This is a genomic window from Bacillus sp. RO1, assembly GCF_012524115.1.
Lineage (GTDB): Bacteria > Bacillota > Bacilli > Bacillales > Bacillaceae_I > Sutcliffiella_A.
The window spans coordinates 12,743-28,051 of the sequence record NZ_JAAZWB010000064.1 but is presented as its reverse complement, the minus strand read 5'-3'; the positions used below and the strand labels follow the sequence as shown (position 1 = coordinate 28,051).

21 protein-coding genes are annotated in these 15,309 nt (G+C 39.3%); 6 read left to right on the top strand and 15 right to left on the bottom strand.

Annotated elements, in window-relative coordinates; genetic code table 11:
* Positions 1 to 40: 40 nt before the first annotated feature.
* The 3 genes from HC179_RS09065 to HC179_RS09055 all read right to left on the bottom strand — a co-directional run bounded on the left by HC179_RS09065 (position 41) and on the right by HC179_RS09055 (position 2,009).
* Positions 41 to 802, bottom strand: a complete 762-nt coding sequence (locus HC179_RS09065) for an enoyl-CoA hydratase/isomerase family protein (protein WP_168864037.1) — start codon at positions 800 to 802, stop codon at positions 41 to 43.
* 470 nt (positions 803 to 1,272) lie between these two features.
* Positions 1,273 to 1,446: a 50S ribosomal protein L32 gene (rpmF, locus tag HC179_RS09060; protein WP_010193033.1), complete on the bottom strand. Its 174-nt coding sequence runs from the start codon at positions 1,444 to 1,446 to the stop codon at positions 1,273 to 1,275.
* Positions 1,447 to 1,493: 47 nt separating this feature from the next.
* Positions 1,494 to 2,009, bottom strand: a complete 516-nt coding sequence (locus HC179_RS09055) for a YceD family protein (protein WP_168864036.1) — start codon at positions 2,007 to 2,009, stop codon at positions 1,494 to 1,496.
* Between the two features lie 159 nt (positions 2,010 to 2,168).
* Here HC179_RS09055 and HC179_RS09050 point away from each other — a divergent pair, with 159 nt between their 5' ends.
* A complete protein-coding gene (locus HC179_RS09050) occupies positions 2,169 to 3,413 on the top strand; it encodes a nucleotidyltransferase (protein WP_168864035.1) in 1,245 nt (414 codons plus the stop codon).
* Positions 3,414 to 3,755: 342 nt separating this feature from the next.
* Here HC179_RS09050 and HC179_RS09045 read toward each other — a convergent pair whose 3' ends face one another.
* Positions 3,756 to 4,781, bottom strand: a complete 1,026-nt coding sequence (locus tag HC179_RS09045) for a SepM family pheromone-processing serine protease (RefSeq protein WP_168864034.1) — start codon at positions 4,779 to 4,781, stop codon at positions 3,756 to 3,758.
* Positions 4,771 to 5,568, bottom strand: coding sequence for a patatin-like phospholipase family protein (locus HC179_RS09040; RefSeq protein ID WP_168864033.1), 798 nt, complete (start codon positions 5,566 to 5,568; stop codon positions 4,771 to 4,773). The genes HC179_RS09045 and HC179_RS09040 overlap by 11 nt, the downstream gene beginning before the upstream one ends.
* A 327-nt stretch (positions 5,569 to 5,895) precedes the next feature.
* On the opposite strand from HC179_RS09040, the gene ylbJ reads away from it, so the two are divergent.
* Complete coding sequence (ylbJ, locus tag HC179_RS09035) at positions 5,896 to 7,152, top strand: sporulation integral membrane protein YlbJ (RefSeq protein WP_481747965.1); 1,257 nt, start codon at positions 5,896 to 5,898, stop codon at positions 7,150 to 7,152.
* Between the two features lie 53 nt (positions 7,153 to 7,205).
* Here ylbJ and coaD read toward each other — a convergent pair whose 3' ends face one another.
* From coaD to HC179_RS09020, 3 genes are all read right to left on the bottom strand, one after another.
* Positions 7,206 to 7,694, bottom strand: a complete 489-nt coding sequence (gene coaD / locus HC179_RS09030; RefSeq protein ID WP_148986628.1) for a pantetheine-phosphate adenylyltransferase — start codon at positions 7,692 to 7,694, stop codon at positions 7,206 to 7,208.
* A gap of 1 nt (position 7,695) precedes the next feature.
* Positions 7,696 to 8,268 carry a 16S rRNA (guanine(966)-N(2))-methyltransferase RsmD gene (gene rsmD, locus HC179_RS09025; RefSeq protein ID WP_168864060.1) on the bottom strand — a complete coding sequence of 191 codons (573 nt, stop codon included), beginning with the start codon at positions 8,266 to 8,268 and terminating at the stop codon, positions 7,696 to 7,698.
* A gap of 310 nt (positions 8,269 to 8,578) precedes the next feature.
* A complete protein-coding gene (locus HC179_RS09020) occupies positions 8,579 to 8,896 on the bottom strand; it encodes a hypothetical protein (protein WP_168864031.1) in 318 nt (105 codons plus the stop codon).
* A 93-nt stretch (positions 8,897 to 8,989) separates the two neighbouring features.
* On the opposite strand from HC179_RS09020, the gene HC179_RS09015 reads away from it, so the two are divergent.
* The gene (locus HC179_RS09015) at positions 8,990 to 9,379 is read left to right on the top strand and encodes a glycine--tRNA ligase subunit alpha (RefSeq protein ID WP_168864030.1); all 390 of its coding nucleotides are present in this window, start codon (positions 8,990 to 8,992) and stop codon (positions 9,377 to 9,379) included.
* Positions 9,380 to 9,465: 86 nt separating this feature from the next.
* Here HC179_RS09015 and HC179_RS09010 read toward each other — a convergent pair whose 3' ends face one another.
* Positions 9,466 to 9,741 (bottom strand): YlbG family protein, encoded by a 276-nt coding sequence (locus tag HC179_RS09010; protein WP_168864029.1) that lies wholly within the window; start codon positions 9,739 to 9,741, stop codon positions 9,466 to 9,468.
* 131 nt (positions 9,742 to 9,872) lie between these two features.
* Here HC179_RS09010 and HC179_RS09005 point away from each other — a divergent pair, with 131 nt between their 5' ends.
* Positions 9,873 to 10,205, top strand: a complete 333-nt coding sequence (locus HC179_RS09005; RefSeq protein ID WP_168864014.1) for a hypothetical protein — start codon at positions 9,873 to 9,875, stop codon at positions 10,203 to 10,205.
* A gap of 233 nt (positions 10,206 to 10,438) precedes the next feature.
* Here HC179_RS09005 and HC179_RS09000 read toward each other — a convergent pair whose 3' ends face one another.
* The 4 genes from HC179_RS09000 to HC179_RS08985 form a co-directional block, all read right to left on the bottom strand.
* Positions 10,439 to 10,888, bottom strand: a complete 450-nt coding sequence (locus HC179_RS09000) for a YlbF/YmcA family competence regulator (protein ID WP_148986976.1) — start codon at positions 10,886 to 10,888, stop codon at positions 10,439 to 10,441.
* Between the two features lie 67 nt (positions 10,889 to 10,955).
* Positions 10,956 to 11,369, bottom strand: a complete 414-nt coding sequence (locus HC179_RS08995; RefSeq protein ID WP_168864028.1) for a hypothetical protein — start codon at positions 11,367 to 11,369, stop codon at positions 10,956 to 10,958.
* Between the two features lie 109 nt (positions 11,370 to 11,478).
* On the bottom strand, positions 11,479 to 11,718 hold the full coding sequence (locus HC179_RS08990) for a YlbE-like family protein (RefSeq protein ID WP_088018023.1): 240 nt from the start codon (positions 11,716 to 11,718) through the stop codon (positions 11,479 to 11,481).
* A gap of 15 nt (positions 11,719 to 11,733) precedes the next feature.
* Positions 11,734 to 12,126 carry a YlbD family protein gene (locus tag HC179_RS08985; protein ID WP_168864027.1) on the bottom strand — a complete coding sequence of 131 codons (393 nt, stop codon included), beginning with the start codon at positions 12,124 to 12,126 and terminating at the stop codon, positions 11,734 to 11,736.
* A 137-nt stretch (positions 12,127 to 12,263) separates the two neighbouring features.
* Here HC179_RS08985 and HC179_RS08980 point away from each other — a divergent pair, with 137 nt between their 5' ends.
* Positions 12,264 to 12,749, top strand: coding sequence for a PaaI family thioesterase (locus tag HC179_RS08980; protein ID WP_168864026.1), 486 nt, complete (start codon positions 12,264 to 12,266; stop codon positions 12,747 to 12,749).
* A 14-nt stretch (positions 12,750 to 12,763) separates the two neighbouring features.
* Positions 12,764 to 13,135 (top strand): hypothetical protein, encoded by a 372-nt coding sequence (locus HC179_RS08975; RefSeq protein WP_168864025.1) that lies wholly within the window; start codon positions 12,764 to 12,766, stop codon positions 13,133 to 13,135.
* Positions 13,136 to 13,155: 20 nt separating this feature from the next.
* Here the strand turns inward: HC179_RS08975 and HC179_RS08970 are convergent, their stop codons facing one another.
* Together HC179_RS08970 and HC179_RS08965 are read right to left on the bottom strand one after the other, a co-directional pair.
* Complete coding sequence (locus tag HC179_RS08970; protein ID WP_168864024.1) at positions 13,156 to 14,217, bottom strand: CAP domain-containing protein; 1,062 nt, start codon at positions 14,215 to 14,217, stop codon at positions 13,156 to 13,158.
* Between the two features lie 550 nt (positions 14,218 to 14,767).
* Entirely contained in the window at positions 14,768 to 15,181 is a 414-nt protein-coding gene (locus tag HC179_RS08965) for a CBS domain-containing protein (RefSeq protein WP_168864023.1), read from the bottom strand.
* Between the last annotated feature and the right edge of the window lie 128 nt (positions 15,182 to 15,309).

Sequence of the window (15,309 nt, the reverse complement as noted above, 5' to 3'; positions counted from 1 at the left end):
TAGAAAAGATAGACTACGTGATGACTAAAATGCCCTCATTCTATTTTTTCTTACTTTCTAAAAAAGCTTTTACGGCATCGTGATGTTCATCTTGTTCCCAAAGGACGGAACATTGCTCTATCTCAGCTAGCATTCTTTCTTTTAATGCTGTCTGTTCCCACCTAGAGATAAAAATCTTTTTGTAGCTTCTCAGCACTGAGGAAGAGACTGAGATTTCCTCTTTTAATGACTGGGGCTCGAAGAATGGGACCACTTTCTGAATAAACCCTAACTCCACTGCTTCACTCGCGGTATACGTTTTTGCTGACGAGAGCATTTTGATTGCACTAGCATGCGGTACCTTTTCCATCAACATGCTCGCTCCTCCCCAACCGGTGGTGATGCCGAGTTTCCCTTGAACAAAGCCAAGTTTTGCATGATTCAAAGCCCAGCGTTGATCACAGGCAGATGCAATTTCGCAGCCTCCCCCTATTGCTGTACCATTAATTAAAGCAACGGTTGGAACTGGTAGCGTCATGAGGTCATATAAAATCCCCCCCATTTTAGAAAGCATGCTATAGGCTTCTTCTTTTGTATGTAATGCATGAAACACGGACAGGTCTCCACCGGAGCAAAAAGATTGATTCCCACTGCCAGTGATGATGAAAGCTCGGATGGCAGGGTTTTCACTTACTTGCTTTAGTGAAGACATTAATTCGTTCATTACATCATAATCAATGGCATTTCGTTTGTCGGGGCGGTTGATGGTAAACCAATAGTATTGGTCATCATCTATGTGAGTGTGGACTTTTGATTCTGTCATGATATTGTGGACCACCTTTTTTGGAGTATTGTGTTTATTTTAACTTATTTTTGGTGGACTGTGGTGAATTTTGTGGACGTATTGTATTGATAGAAGGAGAGTGTTGAAAATGTTTCTCTTACCGTTTGCGGTTCCTCGGGCGAGTTTGGGCTTTGAGACGGCTTCTCTCTTACCGTTTGCGGTTCATTGAACGAGTTTCGGGCTTTGAGACGGCTTCTCTCTTACCGTTTGCGGTTTCTTCAGCGGGTTTCGGGCTTTGAGACGGCTTCTCTCTTACCGTTTACGGTTTCTTCAACAGGTTTCGGGCTTTGAGACGGCTTCTCTCTTACCGTTTGCAGTTTCTTCAGCGAGTTTCGGGCTTTGAGACGGCTTCTCTCTTACCGTTTGCGGTTTCTTCAGCGGGTTTCGGGCTTAAAGAGAGTTGCAGTGCATAAAAAAAGCACAAGGCAGCAAGCCTCATGCTTTTTTCATTATTTATTTACTACTTCTTTCCCTTTGTAAGTACCGCATGCCGGGCATACACGGTGTGATAACTTCTGTTCACCGCAGCTTGGGCATTCTACCATACCAGGAACTTGTAGTTTAAAGTGTGTACGACGCTTTCTTTTTACAGTTTTAGACGTTCTTCTGAAAGGTACAGCCATTCTTCCCACCTCCTTAAAAAATGAGCATCTACTACATCATGTAATGTCTACTCTTGGTCTTTCTCAAAAAACTTAGCCAGTCCTGCAAGTCTTGGGTCCACTTTTTCTTGTGTATCCTCTTCTGAAATGACGCCCCAGTCTTTACCTGATTGGGGAGCTGCCTCTTCCTTATCGGGAGAATCACTGAAAACCTGCATCGGCACTTCTAGGATAATCGCTTCTCGAATAATTGGCATTAAATCGACAACGTCTCCTTCGACCGTATGCAACTCTTCTTCGTCGGTTTCATACTCGCCAGGCTGAAATAAGAATGTTTCAGTTGTTTTTATCGTAAAAGGATAGTCCACATCAACCAACGTACGTGAACATGGTAAAACCATACTACCTTCCACAGTTAGATGAAACGTAGCTTTTCTTGAACTTAAATCAGCTCTTCCAGTTACGTGAACTGGTTTGACAGATCGAATTTCACTATGTGCCGTAATTTCACTTACATCAACTGTTTCATCGATTTCTAAACCTTTATGTTGTAACTGATTTAACTGGAATAATGTCCATTTCAACAAGATATTCACCTCAAGGCAACAAAAGTAATTATAGCTTTCGCAAGTTTATTTGTCAATATTTTTTCTTTACACTATAATTATAGACATAATAACTTAAATTGAACAAGTATCCAAGTAAATAATTGATCAATGAAATATAGACGGAGTGGGTGTGAGATGAAATCCTTAGGTGTAATTGTGGAATACAACCCTTTTCATAACGGACATTTGTTTCATTTAACAGAATCAAAGAGACTGACAGGTGCAGATGTTGTAATTGCTGTAATGAGCGGACAATTTCTTCAACGAGGCGAACCTGCGCTTGTATCCAAATGGACCCGCACAAAAATGGCACTTTCTAACGGCATTGACATTGTCGTGGAATTACCGTACGCATTTGCTACCCAAAAGGCAGAAGTTTTTGCTGGTGGCTCGATCTCCATTTTGTCTGGATTAAAATGCGAAAATGTGTGTTTTGGTAGCGAACAGGGTAACATTCAGGACTTCGAACGTACGATTCATTTAATGAACGATCATAAAGATACCTATGATTTGTTTGTTCAGGAGTATATCGCAAAAGGCTACAGCTTTCCGAAAGCTTCTTCTCTCGCTTTTAAAAGACTTACTGAAAACAGAGAAAAGGTGTTGGATTTGACCCAACCGAATAATATTCTTGGATTTCATTATGTAAAAGCAATACAAGATCAAAAAAGTTCCTTGCAACCTTGCACTATTGAAAGGACTGGGGCTGGTTATCATGATCCAGAGTTCAATGATTCACCGATTGCCAGTGCAACAAGCATAAGGAAACATCTTTTTGATCATAGTGGAAATATTGAAAAGGTCCAAAGGTTTGTACCGCAACCTACATATAATCTGTTAGGTTACTATAAAGAGCATGTAGGAAGTTTTCATCAATGGGAGGATTATTTCTCACTCCTTAAATATAGAGTTCTTTGTAGCACCCCGTATGAGCTTTCAGAGATATATGAAGTGGAGGAAGGTCTAGAGCACAGGTTAATCCATACGATGAAAGAAAGTTCTACTTTTCATGAATTTATGACTAAGCTAAAAACAAAGAGATACACGTGGACAAGACTGCAACGAATGTGTACTCACTTACTTACCAACACGAAAAAGGATGCTATGCTGAAAGTTTCCTCATCAAAGCAAAGTGAATATATTCGTTTGTTAGGTATGACGAAGCGTGGGCAAGCTTACTTGAAGCAAATCAAAAAAGAAGTGGAAATTCCTATTCTTTCTAAAGTGTCTGGTGTTGAAAGTGCGATGCTTGAAATGGATATTCGTGCAACCAATACATATGCCATGAAGTTTCAAGAGCCTGCACGGAGTGATTGGATGCTTCAGGAGTTTTCCAAACCACCGATACGCTATGATGAACAGGAACGTAGGTTTATATAAAAAAGTCCGTCCAATGAACTTTCCCATTATTTATTAATAAAACATTGTTAAATCCCTCACGCTGATGATCTGAGGGATTTTTTGTTTCGGTTAGTTTTCAATGGGCTTTTAGGCTTTCTTCGCATTATTCGTCATCTCAAGTAGGTATATTACCTGGATGGTAACTTTTCTAACTCTTCAGGGACTTATTGTAACTATTACTGCAGCTATTGTGACTTTTCAAACAATTATTGTGACTTTTTTACGGGTTATTGTGACAATTCGGAATTCGCAAGAATAATTCTCCATAAAAAACGCCTCACCACCATGTGTGAGACGTTTGATTTTTTTGGCATTTACCCTTTATTCACTTTTAGCTTCCAATTGCTCCAAATACTCAATCGCATCTTCAAATGTATCTACAGGCACAATCTTCATGGATGTGTTAATATCCTCCGCCGCTACAAGGGCTTCTTGATAATTAGACCCTTCCAAACCTTTTTCATTTGGGGCAAAGAAGATATCAACGCCTGAGTTATCGGCCGCAACAATCTTTTGGGCAATTCCACCGATTCGGAGGACTTCTCCCTTTTCATTAATTGCTCCTGTACCTGCAATTTCATATCCCTTGGAGATGTCTTCATCCATAAGCTGATTATATATTTCCAAAGAGAACATCAAACCTGCAGATGGACCTCCTATTTGAGCAGTATTGATTGTGATCGGAGGGTCCATGGTAATTTCGTAATCTGTTAATAAACTGATTCCAAGGCCCGCACGGTTTGGGTCCTCGGGATGCTCTCCTAATGTAATGGAAGTTGTTTGTTCTTCCTCGTCGCGATCAAATGTAAGATCTATTGTGTCCCCGATACTTTTTTCACCGACCACTTCCATCAATTCCTCTGCGGTCGCTGTTGCTTTTCCATCAATATGTGTAATTCGGTCACCAATATCAAGCTTACCTTCAGCTGCTAGTCCTTTTTTAACACTGAACACATATACTCCCTTGGAAATGAGTTCCACTTCTTTGCCAGCCTTCTCATAAGCTATTTTTATAGCTGTTTCTTTAGAACTTTCCATCATATGTAACTGTCGGTAGTTATACTCTTCGTCTGTCTCATCCTCAGCACGGATCTGGTTGATAGGGAAGATATTTTGATAGTCACTTACCTTTGCAAAAGCGTAGGTGAATATGTTTGCCTTCCCCATTTTAACGGTGGTCAGCATAAAGCTTCCTTCGTCTTCATCCCCGCCTTCTACCGATACCAGGGGTCTCAATTCCTGTGCATCACCAGGACGTGTTACATAATAGGGCAATGTCACAAAATTCAAGACCACTGCAAGCACTATCCCAATTAAAAGGGACCTCATAAAATATCTACTTTTCATGTTGCTGTTTCTCCTTCCACTCCTCTATCGTCTTCTTAATATAAGGTATCTGCAGTCTAGTCGCTTCTTCACCTATTCGAATGATTTCCTCTATGTTGGTAAATGCCCGTGAACTATAGTGTGCAACAGAAGGCCTTATCATAATATCTGCCTCCGTTTCACTTCTTTTTACCAACTCGTTTTGCATAATATCTATTGTTTGCAAAATAACATCGAAAATCGAATCAATCGGTTCATTCGTTTTTACTTGTGAAACGTCAATCGCGATAACAATATCCGCACCCATTTCTTTTGCTACGCTAGCCGGGACACGGTCTACAACTCCACCGTCGACCAGCAGCCGTCCATTAACCTTTTCTGGAACAAAAATACCTGGAATGGATATACTTGCCCTTACAGCATCGGATATTGGCCCACTAGTTAAGACTACTTTCTCCGCCTTTTCCAAATCTGTTGTGACGATGGAAAGGGGAATGTCTAATTCTTCAATGTTTTTGTTTTGAGTGAACATGCGGATAAGCTCTTTCACCCGGTTTCCACTTACAAATCCCATTTTCGGAACAGTAAAGTCAAGGTAATACTTTCGTTTGAATGCAGTGGCAATTTTATATAGGCGATCCATATCATGTCCCATTGCATAGAAGCTTCCTACAAGTGCTCCCATACTGCTTCCTGCAATCAAATCCACGCTTATATTCTCTTCTTGTAATACTTTCAATGCCCCAAGGTGAGCAAAACCTCGTGCACCACCAGATCCCAATGCGACTCCTACTATAGGTTCTTTCAAGTTATCACCTCAAGCTGTGTACAGCCACCTAAAGCTTTACAGCAACCAAATTATCAAGTCCTATACCATTATCCTTTGATTCTTCTAATTTATCATACGCTATTCCTTTTTCTTGGTGAACAAACTGTGAAGACTTGGGTCATTTTTAGTTCTATTCCACTATCCCTTTTACGTATATTGAAAGGTAAGGTGGTGGGACAAACCTGGTTGCTAATCTAAGGGTAATTATTATTATTCTAACAAAAACCTATTCATTCTTGTACAAAAAAGAAATCAAGTGCTTCTTGATTATTTTCATATGTGAACATATTTGTTGTTTTTATTCTTATGAAGGGGGTTAATAGGTTGGACTATTCGAAGGTCAAGACAGTTTTCTTCGCTTTAATCATTTCCATGCTTACACTATCTCTTATTCTTAACCCTCAAGCATCTTTTCAAGCAAGCGTAAGAGGACTTAATATGTGGTGGGATATAGTTTTTCCGTCCCTACTGCCATTTTTAATTATCAGTGAATTGCTAATTGGGTTTGGTGTTGTGGCTTTTATCGGGGTCCTATTAGAGCCTTTTATGCGGCCACTTTTCAGAGTGCCTGGAGTAGGAGGTTTTGTATGGGCTATGGGCATGGCTTCGGGTTATCCTTCTGGAGCGAAATTAACCGTGAGGCTTCGTCAGGAAAACCAGATTACGCAAATTGAGGGAGAACGACTTGTCTCCTTCACCAATTCTTCTAATCCACTCTTTATATTCGGAGCTATAGCAGTTGGTTTTTTTCATAACCCAAAAGTCGGCATCATACTGGCCGCTGCTCATTATTTAGGCAATATATGTGTCGGGTTAATTATGCGATTTTATGGTCCTTACTATGTTTCCAAACGTCAAGATGACCTGTCTAGAACTCCTCAAAAGATATCGATCAGAAAAGCTTTTTCCGAGTTGCACAAAACACGCCTTAAAAACAACAAGCCTATTGGGAAACTGCTTGGGGAGGCAGTATTGTCCTCTGTTCAAACTTTACTTATGGTTGGCGGGTTTTTAATTCTTTTTTCAGTGTTAAACAGCATGCTTTCCATATTTTCCGTTACTGCTATACTTGCCACCCTTATCAGTGTGTTTCTGGGTATATTTGATATTTCAAAAGACCTTAGCTATCCACTTATATCCGGACTGTTTGAAATTACTCTAGGCGGAAAATTGACAAGCGAAGTAAAAGGGGTCAGTTTAATGGAGCAGATTATCATAACCAGCTTCTTCCTTGCTTTCAGCGGGTTCTCCGTTCAAGCACAGGTTGCAAGCATTTTAGCAGAGTCCGATATCCGCTTCAAACCTTTCTTCCTGGCACGAATCCTGCATGGTGTCTTTGCAGCAGTTATTACTTTTATTCTATGGCAGCCTTTAGATCAAAGGTTAAAAGGGTTTGAGACTGCTGACGGAGACTTGCCCGTTTTTTCCCCCTATTTGCCGGAAGGATTTTGGGAAACAGTCTTTGGCCTGTTCCAGACATATGGTCCCATTTTTACAATTGCCATGCTTTGGATTTACCTTTTGCTGCTATTAAAAAAAGTTATTAAAAATGAACATGCTTAAATGATGTGATAAAAAAGCTGCCATGAACATTGATTTTCATGACAGCTTTCGTTCTATTCTTTATTATGGAACTTCTTTTTCAAAGCTTCTTCCACTGTGGGCGGAACCAATTCTGAAACCGATCCATTATATTTTGCAACTTCTTTCACAATGCTTGAGCTTAAGAATGAGTACTGATTATTAGTCATCATAAACAATGTTTCGATACTTTCATCTAGTACCCTGTTCATGGATGTGATTTGCATCTCATATTCAAAATCAGATACTGCTCGTAACCCTCTCACAATGGAACGGGCATTTTTGCTATGTGCATAATCAATAAGCAAGCCATGGAATTCTTCTACTTCTACATTCCCAAATTCTTTTGTCACCTGCTTGATCATATCAACCCGCTCATCAACAGAAAATAAAGGTTTTTTAGATGAATTATTTAATACGCAAACATACACCGTATCAAAAACTTTAGAAGCCCTCTTGATTATATCTAGATGCCCGAAAGTTACCGGATCAAAACTTCCCGGACAAACTGCTACACTTGCCACGTCATTCTCCCCCTTTTTCTCCACTGCTATGGTGGTAAACGGAGATGACCGTCAACCCATAGACTTCCTTTCTTTTTCTTTGAAATGTACCCATAATTTCAGGCAACTCCACTTCATTGCTATGTTCTGCCATGATCAGACCGTTTTGCGTGAGAAGATCAAATTCACTTATTTTATGTATCAATTCTTCTAAATGATGCTTTTTATACGGGGGATCTAATAAGATTAAATCAAATTTGACCTCACGTTTTTTTAATGCGTTGAGTGCTCTCACTGCATCGTTTCGGTAGACTTCAACCTGTTCTCCTAAATGGAAGGTTTCTATATTCTGCTTGATTGTCTGGATGGCCTTTCCGTCCTTATCAACAAAAATTACTTTGTCCACCCCACGACTTAACGCCTCAATGCCAAGAGATCCGCTTCCTCCGAATAGGTCAAGTGCCAAACCACCGTCAAAATATGGACCGATAATATTAAACACGGACTCTTTCACTTTATCTGTTGTTGGTCTCGTATTCATTCCCGGAACCGCTTTCAATTGTCTACCTTTCCATTTCCCTGAAACTACTCTCATCTTCTCACCATACTTTGTTTCTAAATTGCCAATCATCAATATCCTATCATATTCGACATGAATTTCAAAAGTATTTCTCAGGCTTCATTTTAGTTTTATCATTTGTGTATAGCTTTACACCTTTTGGTTCATACTTAGTGTTAACAACATCCTTTCGTGTGATGTTGTTGCCAACCGCGGAGAAGACTTACGTTTCCCCATAAGTTCTTCCTCCGGTTTCTCCTCTCCCTTTGCCTTCTTAACCTTGATTCGTTTCAAGGGATGGAAGGACCCTGCCCGGACATCCGAGCAGGGTTTTTTTGTTCGGTTATTATGTTGGCATATCTATATCAAAGGCATTGTCATTTGTCTCACAATGGGATAAACATAAATTTCCCCATTCATGTTGATTCAAGATACCTTTCTCTGAAACATACCCTTCTATTTCTTCAAGACTTCTATCTGCTAAAAGTTTTTCTTCTTCCTTGGTTAAAAGCCCTTCTTGTACGAGGTAATATAAAATTCCTGTTACAAGCATTCCTTTAATAGGCAGACTCTTATTGGATGAGGAAGCATTCTTTCCGTAAAAGTGATCATGAATATACAAAACGATCAAACTTATAATAAGAAACAAGGTGAACCAAAGCATCGATATACCTCCTTTAGACTGTATATTCGCTTCAATTTTCAAATGGAACATGGTAAAGTATGTGTGAGTAAGCTCGTTGAGAGGAGAAAAAAAATGATACAACGCTTTATTGAACTCGGAGAAGGCTATTCTGATATATATGAACTTATGGAGCTCGCAAGAAGTAATAAAAATAGACTACAGCATCTCATTATGCTCCATACGGTAAAAAACGAACGAAATCTTTCTTCTTTTGTAGTTGTAATGAAACCTACAAACCCTGGTGATTTTCAAGCTCTTTATATTAGTTTGGAAGGGATTCCAAACCATCAATTCCAACCGAATAAACGCGCTGACCTTTTTCAAGAGCTGGCTAAGGAATTGGACAAAGAAATTATTCAATTCGAGGTAAAACCTACAGACGTTTTTGCTGAAAAAGAACTTTATTTTCAATATTTAATTGGAATATTGCGGTTAAATCATTATATTCCCGCTTTAAGGTAATCATGAAACATATCAGTATAAAAGAAATCTATGTATAAAACAAAAAGCAGTACCAAACCTAATTTCTTAAGTTTGTACTGCTTTTTCTATAAGCCCATCTTATAGTCATATTCTTTTGCTTTGTCTGGTCTCGAGTTTTCATAATGTGTTTTAATGGTCGGCTTATGTGAAACCTCTACCTTTTTGACATAAGATTGTCTGTTAAGCTTGTCCACCAACATTTCCGTATCCTCACTGTTACAATAGAACAGGACATATTTCAATTTTTTTGATATATAGATGACATTTCCATAGCGCCTCAGCAATTTGGCTTGCTTCAATGAATGTAGCCACACCACAATGCCTTGTCTTTGTGATAGCATATGATTTACCCCTTTAAAAATATTAATCCACGTTTTTATTATAGTTTAGCATGAATGGAAAAATTATGACATACTTAACGCACACCAATTGGGGAATATTCAATCATTAAATAGAGGAAAGGGCGTTTTTCATGGAGTTGGAGCAGATTTGGGATGTTTTTTTAGAAGAACTTGATAAAAATGATTTAGTCTTCAGCTGTTTCCGAAAACATGTAGCTGGAATTCCCTTTCTATACGTAGAGGTTGATCCTAAACATATTGATGGTTGGGAGGATAAAGGAATATCCTTTATTGGGGTTTGTTCGAAAGTAGCGATGCATAAGAAGAAAGTGACAGTGGAAACGCATTTTGTAAGAAGGCAAAAATCTTTGTTTGTTTATAGGCACCGCTTCTATGTTCCTCAGGAAAAGATGTTCTGTTGTGGCAACCTTTGTGACGATTGTATACGGTTAAGAGTAAAATAGTTTAGATGCTTGGTTAAGCGCCGCTGTTGATCTCCGCAAAATGGCTTCGCTTTCCTAAGGGCGCTGCTGGAGCCTCCTCGGCTACGCCTGCGGGGTCTCCACCTAGCGACCTAGCGCTATCTCCTCAGGAGTCTACGCCATTTGCTCCAATCAACAGCTATGTGTATTTAGCTCCAAGCGTTCCCTTTTAATCACAAAAAAAGAAGCTACAATTTATGCAGCTTCTCTCTTTGTTAGCTTGCTTTACAACCGCAACCGCCGCCAGAGCCACAGCCGCCACCGCAGCTTGATAGGGAATCGAAGAATGGGTTACCAGTTGGCACTTTTACGTTTGTAGAAACTGCCTGCCCTATCATCACACTAATCTCATCGAGTGTTTTTTGTATGGCATCTTCAGCTTGTTTGAAAGCATGGATGGTTTCGTGGAGATCCACTTTACGTTTTAACTCCCGTGTTTCTAGGGTTACTTTGCGATAATCGGGGTGATATTTCCCGAATCGCTGTACTTCCTCATATCTTTCTTTTATAGAATCGAATGCACGGATAAGCTCCTGTGCTTCTTCGTCATGTTGTAAATTATATAAACAGCGATGATAGTCTTCAGCAAGTTCGGACTGCCAAATCATTTTCGCTAATTCTTCTGCTTTTTCAACCATTTGAACATGCTCAAAAGTTGCAATCATCATCGAATACACCTCCAAATCCATCATACCATGTTTTTCTAGAGATGTATAATACCCAAAGTGTTGATCAAATTTCTACTTTGATTGACTGTTCTATTCCGTATTCAGTCTCATCATTATGTATTAATTTCACGGTCAAATTATGTTCTCCTTTTGGTACGCCTTTAAGGATGAATGCACCTTTTGCGAAGCTTCCCCATTTTTTATTATCTACGTAGACAGCAACCTGGCCTTCTCCTTCTTTTTTAGTCTTGCTATTTTCCTTGAATTCAAACTCTGGAGTAATAATACATTCTAGATAGACATTCTGATCTTTTACGGAATGATGCAAGGTCATAGAGATTTCTTTTGTATTTGTAGAAATGACCTCCATCACCTCTACGTCTGTTGCTGCTTCACTTTCAGGTTTTTTTTGATCTTCTTTACAGCCGCCAAGCGCAAGTGTTAACAGGCAGATCATAACCAACATTGATTTTTTCATATTTTTTGCTCCTTTCTAGTACTGCTTTTTCTATAGTTTGAGAAAGGAGGTTATAATCTATTCTAATAAAAAAACGCCCACATAAAAGTGGTGCGCTAGAATTTAAAGTTTAGTCCATATTCTTCATTGTTTGAAACATGTGGACCATCATGGAAGCCATTTGAACGGAGTTTTGAAACTTTTCCACTTTGTGAGGAATCGTTTGCTTATAATAATGCATGGAGGATAACTCAAAGTCGTTAAGCTTCTCAGGATTTCTAGTAAGCGTACGATACCATATAGGTTGTTCGCGTAAGTAGCTTTTTAACGTTTTCTTTTTTTGGATATATTCATAGACGTCTTTTCTCATTTGCCTCATCCATTCCTAGTCTTTTCGAAACGAAAACGGATTTTTCACTCCTTGGGTCGGGGAACTGCCTTTAGTTGAATTCGGAATGAACTGTTGAATTAACTGCTGGATATTGCCTATAGCAGAATTGACATTTGTCAGATGATACTGCATCTGGTTCACATCCATCTTTTTCAAAGATTGCAGCAGTTGAGGAATAACATCGGATTTTTTTTCTAGTTTCTCCTCTTGTGCTTCGTCATCACGGTAGCTTTTCCAGCTCTCATCCTCTTCCCCTAGCAAATACCATTCCTCAAACAAATCCTGCCAGGTCTTTTTCTTACTCTTGACTTCTTGTGAAAGCTTTGGATGTCGTTTTACAAAGTCTTTGAACTTTTCGATGCTAGGATGTTTTTGATTAGTTGCCATTCTCTCACCCCTCTCCTCGTTAATATGCCTAGTTTATTTTATTTGGAAAAAGTAAAAGCGTTCGCCTATTTTTCTTTTCTTCCTTGCCAGCCCTTGATAAGATGTAGGTAGACTTTTCGAGAAAGAAGGACAGAGTAATGGATATTAAGCAACAATGGAACCACTTTTTATCAGATGCTACGGAGGAGGAAAAACAGGTAGCTTCCTTATATTTAAAAAGCATCGAACGCATAAGGAATGGTTCGAACAGCACACACATCGGAGCACTTATGGAAATCAACAGTGAATTTCAAGAGCCAGATACTTTAACTATGACGATACCTAACACCGAACTGCTTCAGAACTCATTGGATATTTTACACGGAGGTTTAACGGCGACATTGCTTGACTCTGCTATGGGTACGCTTGCTTTCAAATTGATCCCTGAAGATAAGGCTGCAGTTACGACTGAAATGAAAGTAAATTACGTAGCAAAAGGCGTAGGGGATCATTTTACATGTGTGGCTTCTGTGATTCATAAAGGATCAAAGTTATTAGTGATGGAAGGCAAAGTCTATAGAAGTGATGGTGCTTTGATTGCCCATGCTACAGGCAGCTTCTTTGTTATTCCAAAAAGAAACTAGAAAGGGAGTGTGAAATGGTTACTGCCATCGTTATCCCTATTCTGATTGGTTATTTTTATTGGATTACCAAAAAAGAGGCTAAGAAACAGAAAGAACGTTGGAAGAACCTTTCACACGTCCCTTCTGAAGCTAGAGTGGATGGGAAACTCCTGTCTATACATACTGAAAACAAACGGTTTTATCATCAACTGTATTTACTTGAAACTACCTGTCGGATACAAAATGATACTGGACTTACAACAGTAGTTTATAGACAACCATTTACTCCTACAAGTAGCCCTCCTTCATTTAGTAAAGGGGACCAATTACAGATTGTTGGAAGCTGGGATGGTGAGGTTTTTCTTGCAGGCGATATGAAACTAGTGTACAGAAAAAGACAGCCTTGAATGACTGTCTTTTTTCTGTTCTACCATGTTTCAATAAAATTTTGTGTATAATATTTCTCCTTTACTCCTACGCCAAGGTGGGTGAACCTTGGATTTAATAGTGTATTCCTGTGCCCTTCACTATTTAACCAGCCTTCCACAGCTGCAACTCCGTCCACATACTTTGCAGCGATATTTTCCCCAGCTAAACGAAATGGGACTTCTCCTAATGTAAGTCTATCAGTCAAGTTCCCTTTTGTGGGGGATGTATGAGAAAAATAGTCTTCCTCCCTCATATCTTTACTATGTAAGTATGCAACCCCTGCTGTATCTTCATCCCATTCAACTGGTGATAGCTCAAAGCGATGTCTAATGATATTTGTAAAGTCAATAATTTGTTTGGCGTCCCCTTCCTCAACCCTTGCCCATTCATCCTCGCTTAACTCTTTTGGTTCAACCAAAGGACCTCTATATAAAAGTTCATAAGGGCGTTGTTTAATCAGGGTAGAGCTGTCAATGTAGCGGACACTTGAAAGAGATTGTTCGAAATTGTCAAAATATAACTGCGCATAGAAGTCTTCCACTTTAAGCAAGGGCCTTGTTTTCAATTCTTCTTCTTTTAACTGAAAACGATAAGAACCTTCTTCATGAGAAACGGTCAAATCATTTGAAAAGTTGTATATATCATTCAACTCATCGTAAGATTGCCCTATATTAAACAGTTCATTTTCACTTTCACTTCCTGTATTAAAAATAGTAACGACCTTTCCCTCACTCACACCAAATTGCATGTAATTCTCCAAATTCTCATTATAAATCCACCATTCGTAATCATAGGAGGACAGATCCTTTCTTATCGGTTCTCCTAGCTTATCCAATAAGACTTGTGAATCCTCCCCCATAAAAGAAGCTAGACCGCCTATCTCTTGATTCATTTGAATTTCAGATTGAACAAAAGCTTTTTCTTCTGATTGCCTTTTCTCTGTGTCAATTTGGCCAGTTAGTGGTTGTTCTGTAATAAGCTGTTCCAATTCATGTGGTTCAACATTTACAAATAAATATAAACAAAATGCAATAAATAGCAAAAAGAATAAACCCCTCATTTCTCTTTTCCCTCCCTTTTCTATCATTATATTTACTAGAATCACTTTCATTACAATTTTACGTTTTAATAGACAATAGTAGAGTTATTCTATCTATACCCTTTAAAAGTAGAATGAATACTTTTTTTTATAACATAAATAAACCGGTTAATAATCAACCGGTAATTTTAAAAACTTTAGATATTGGTTTTGCGCCGCTGTTCCTTTCCGCAAATGGCTTCGCTTTCCGCGGGACGGTGCTTGAGCCTCCTCTCTTCGTTGCGGGGTCTCAAGCTACCGTTACTCCCCCGCTGGAGTCTACGCCATTTGCTACAATACACGGCTAGTAAGTCATTAAAAGAAACTTCAAGGGTACTTTAATAACTCTGTTAGGTCGTCTTTTTGACCTATGGTGAATGAAGTAACCTTGTTGATTGGAGTGGAAGGCGCGAAGACGCCCGCGGGAGGAAGGGACAGGTGAGACCCCGCAGGCGAAGCCGAGGAGGCTCACGGACCGCCCGCAGGCAAGCGAAGCGCCTGGAACGGAAATCAACAGCGTACAATGTTTAGGTTATTTTTCTGAAATATCACTAAGCGCATCTCCTGCTTGATCATCGGAGTAATCCCTCACTGCCAAATCTCCTAGTGATACTATTCCGATCAACTGCCCATTTTCCACTACAGGCAATCTCCGGACTTGATGTTCTGCCATTAGATGCGAAGCCTCTGCAATAGAAGTATCAGGACCAATGGTAATTAAGTGGTCGCTCATTACATTTGTTACTGGATTAGAACCTGGATGTTTTTCTGCAATACCCCTGACAACTAGGTCCCTATCCGTAATCATTCCCAATAGCTGTCCATTTTCCACAATTGGAATGGCCCCTACATTCAAATCCTTCATTTTTGTTGCCACTTCGAACACATTATCCAATGGTGTGCAACAATCTACATTCGTTGTCATAACATCTCTTACCGTTTGCATTTTTTCAACCTCCGATTTATTTCATACATAGCTGTCCACTATTTTGAAGAGGATAAAGGTATCTTCTTCTACAACATTAGGTTCACCATTTTCTACAAAATCATGAATTTTTCCAAAAAACTTAACTG

Excerpts from the sequence above, each read along its gene's own strand:
- HC179_RS09065 (WP_168864037.1), bottom strand. The coding sequence starts at position 802 with ATGACAGAATCAAAAGTCCACACTCACATAGATGATGACCAATACTAT.
- rpmF (WP_010193033.1), bottom strand. The coding sequence starts at position 1,446 with ATGGCTGTACCTTTCAGAAGAACGTCTAAAACTGTAAAAAGAAAGCGT.
- HC179_RS09050 (WP_168864035.1), top strand. The coding sequence starts at position 2,169 with ATGAAATCCTTAGGTGTAATTGTGGAATACAACCCTTTTCATAACGGA.
- HC179_RS09045 (WP_168864034.1), bottom strand. The coding sequence starts at position 4,781 with ATGAAAAGTAGATATTTTATGAGGTCCCTTTTAATTGGGATAGTGCTT.
- ylbJ (WP_481747965.1), top strand. The coding sequence starts at position 5,896 with ATGAAGGGGGTTAATAGGTTGGACTATTCGAAGGTCAAGACAGTTTTC.
- rsmD (WP_168864060.1), bottom strand. The coding sequence starts at position 8,268 with ATGAGAGTAGTTTCAGGGAAATGGAAAGGTAGACAATTGAAAGCGGTT.
- HC179_RS09020 (WP_168864031.1), bottom strand. The coding sequence starts at position 8,896 with ATGCTTTGGTTCACCTTGTTTCTTATTATAAGTTTGATCGTTTTGTAT.
- HC179_RS09015 (WP_168864030.1), top strand. The coding sequence starts at position 8,990 with ATGATACAACGCTTTATTGAACTCGGAGAAGGCTATTCTGATATATAT.
- HC179_RS09010 (WP_168864029.1), bottom strand. The coding sequence starts at position 9,741 with ATGCTATCACAAAGACAAGGCATTGTGGTGTGGCTACATTCATTGAAG.
- HC179_RS09005 (WP_168864014.1), top strand. The coding sequence starts at position 9,873 with ATGGAGTTGGAGCAGATTTGGGATGTTTTTTTAGAAGAACTTGATAAA.
- HC179_RS09000 (WP_148986976.1), bottom strand. The coding sequence starts at position 10,888 with ATGATTGCAACTTTTGAGCATGTTCAAATGGTTGAAAAAGCAGAAGAA.
- HC179_RS08995 (WP_168864028.1), bottom strand. The coding sequence starts at position 11,369 with ATGAAAAAATCAATGTTGGTTATGATCTGCCTGTTAACACTTGCGCTT.
- HC179_RS08990 (WP_088018023.1), bottom strand. The coding sequence starts at position 11,718 with ATGAGAAAAGACGTCTATGAATATATCCAAAAAAAGAAAACGTTAAAA.
- HC179_RS08985 (WP_168864027.1), bottom strand. The coding sequence starts at position 12,126 with ATGGCAACTAATCAAAAACATCCTAGCATCGAAAAGTTCAAAGACTTT.
- HC179_RS08980 (WP_168864026.1), top strand. The coding sequence starts at position 12,264 with ATGGATATTAAGCAACAATGGAACCACTTTTTATCAGATGCTACGGAG.
- HC179_RS08975 (WP_168864025.1), top strand. The coding sequence starts at position 12,764 with ATGGTTACTGCCATCGTTATCCCTATTCTGATTGGTTATTTTTATTGG.
- HC179_RS08970 (WP_168864024.1), bottom strand. The coding sequence starts at position 14,217 with ATGAGGGGTTTATTCTTTTTGCTATTTATTGCATTTTGTTTATATTTA.
- HC179_RS08965 (WP_168864023.1), bottom strand. The coding sequence starts at position 15,181 with ATGCAAACGGTAAGAGATGTTATGACAACGAATGTAGATTGTTGCACA.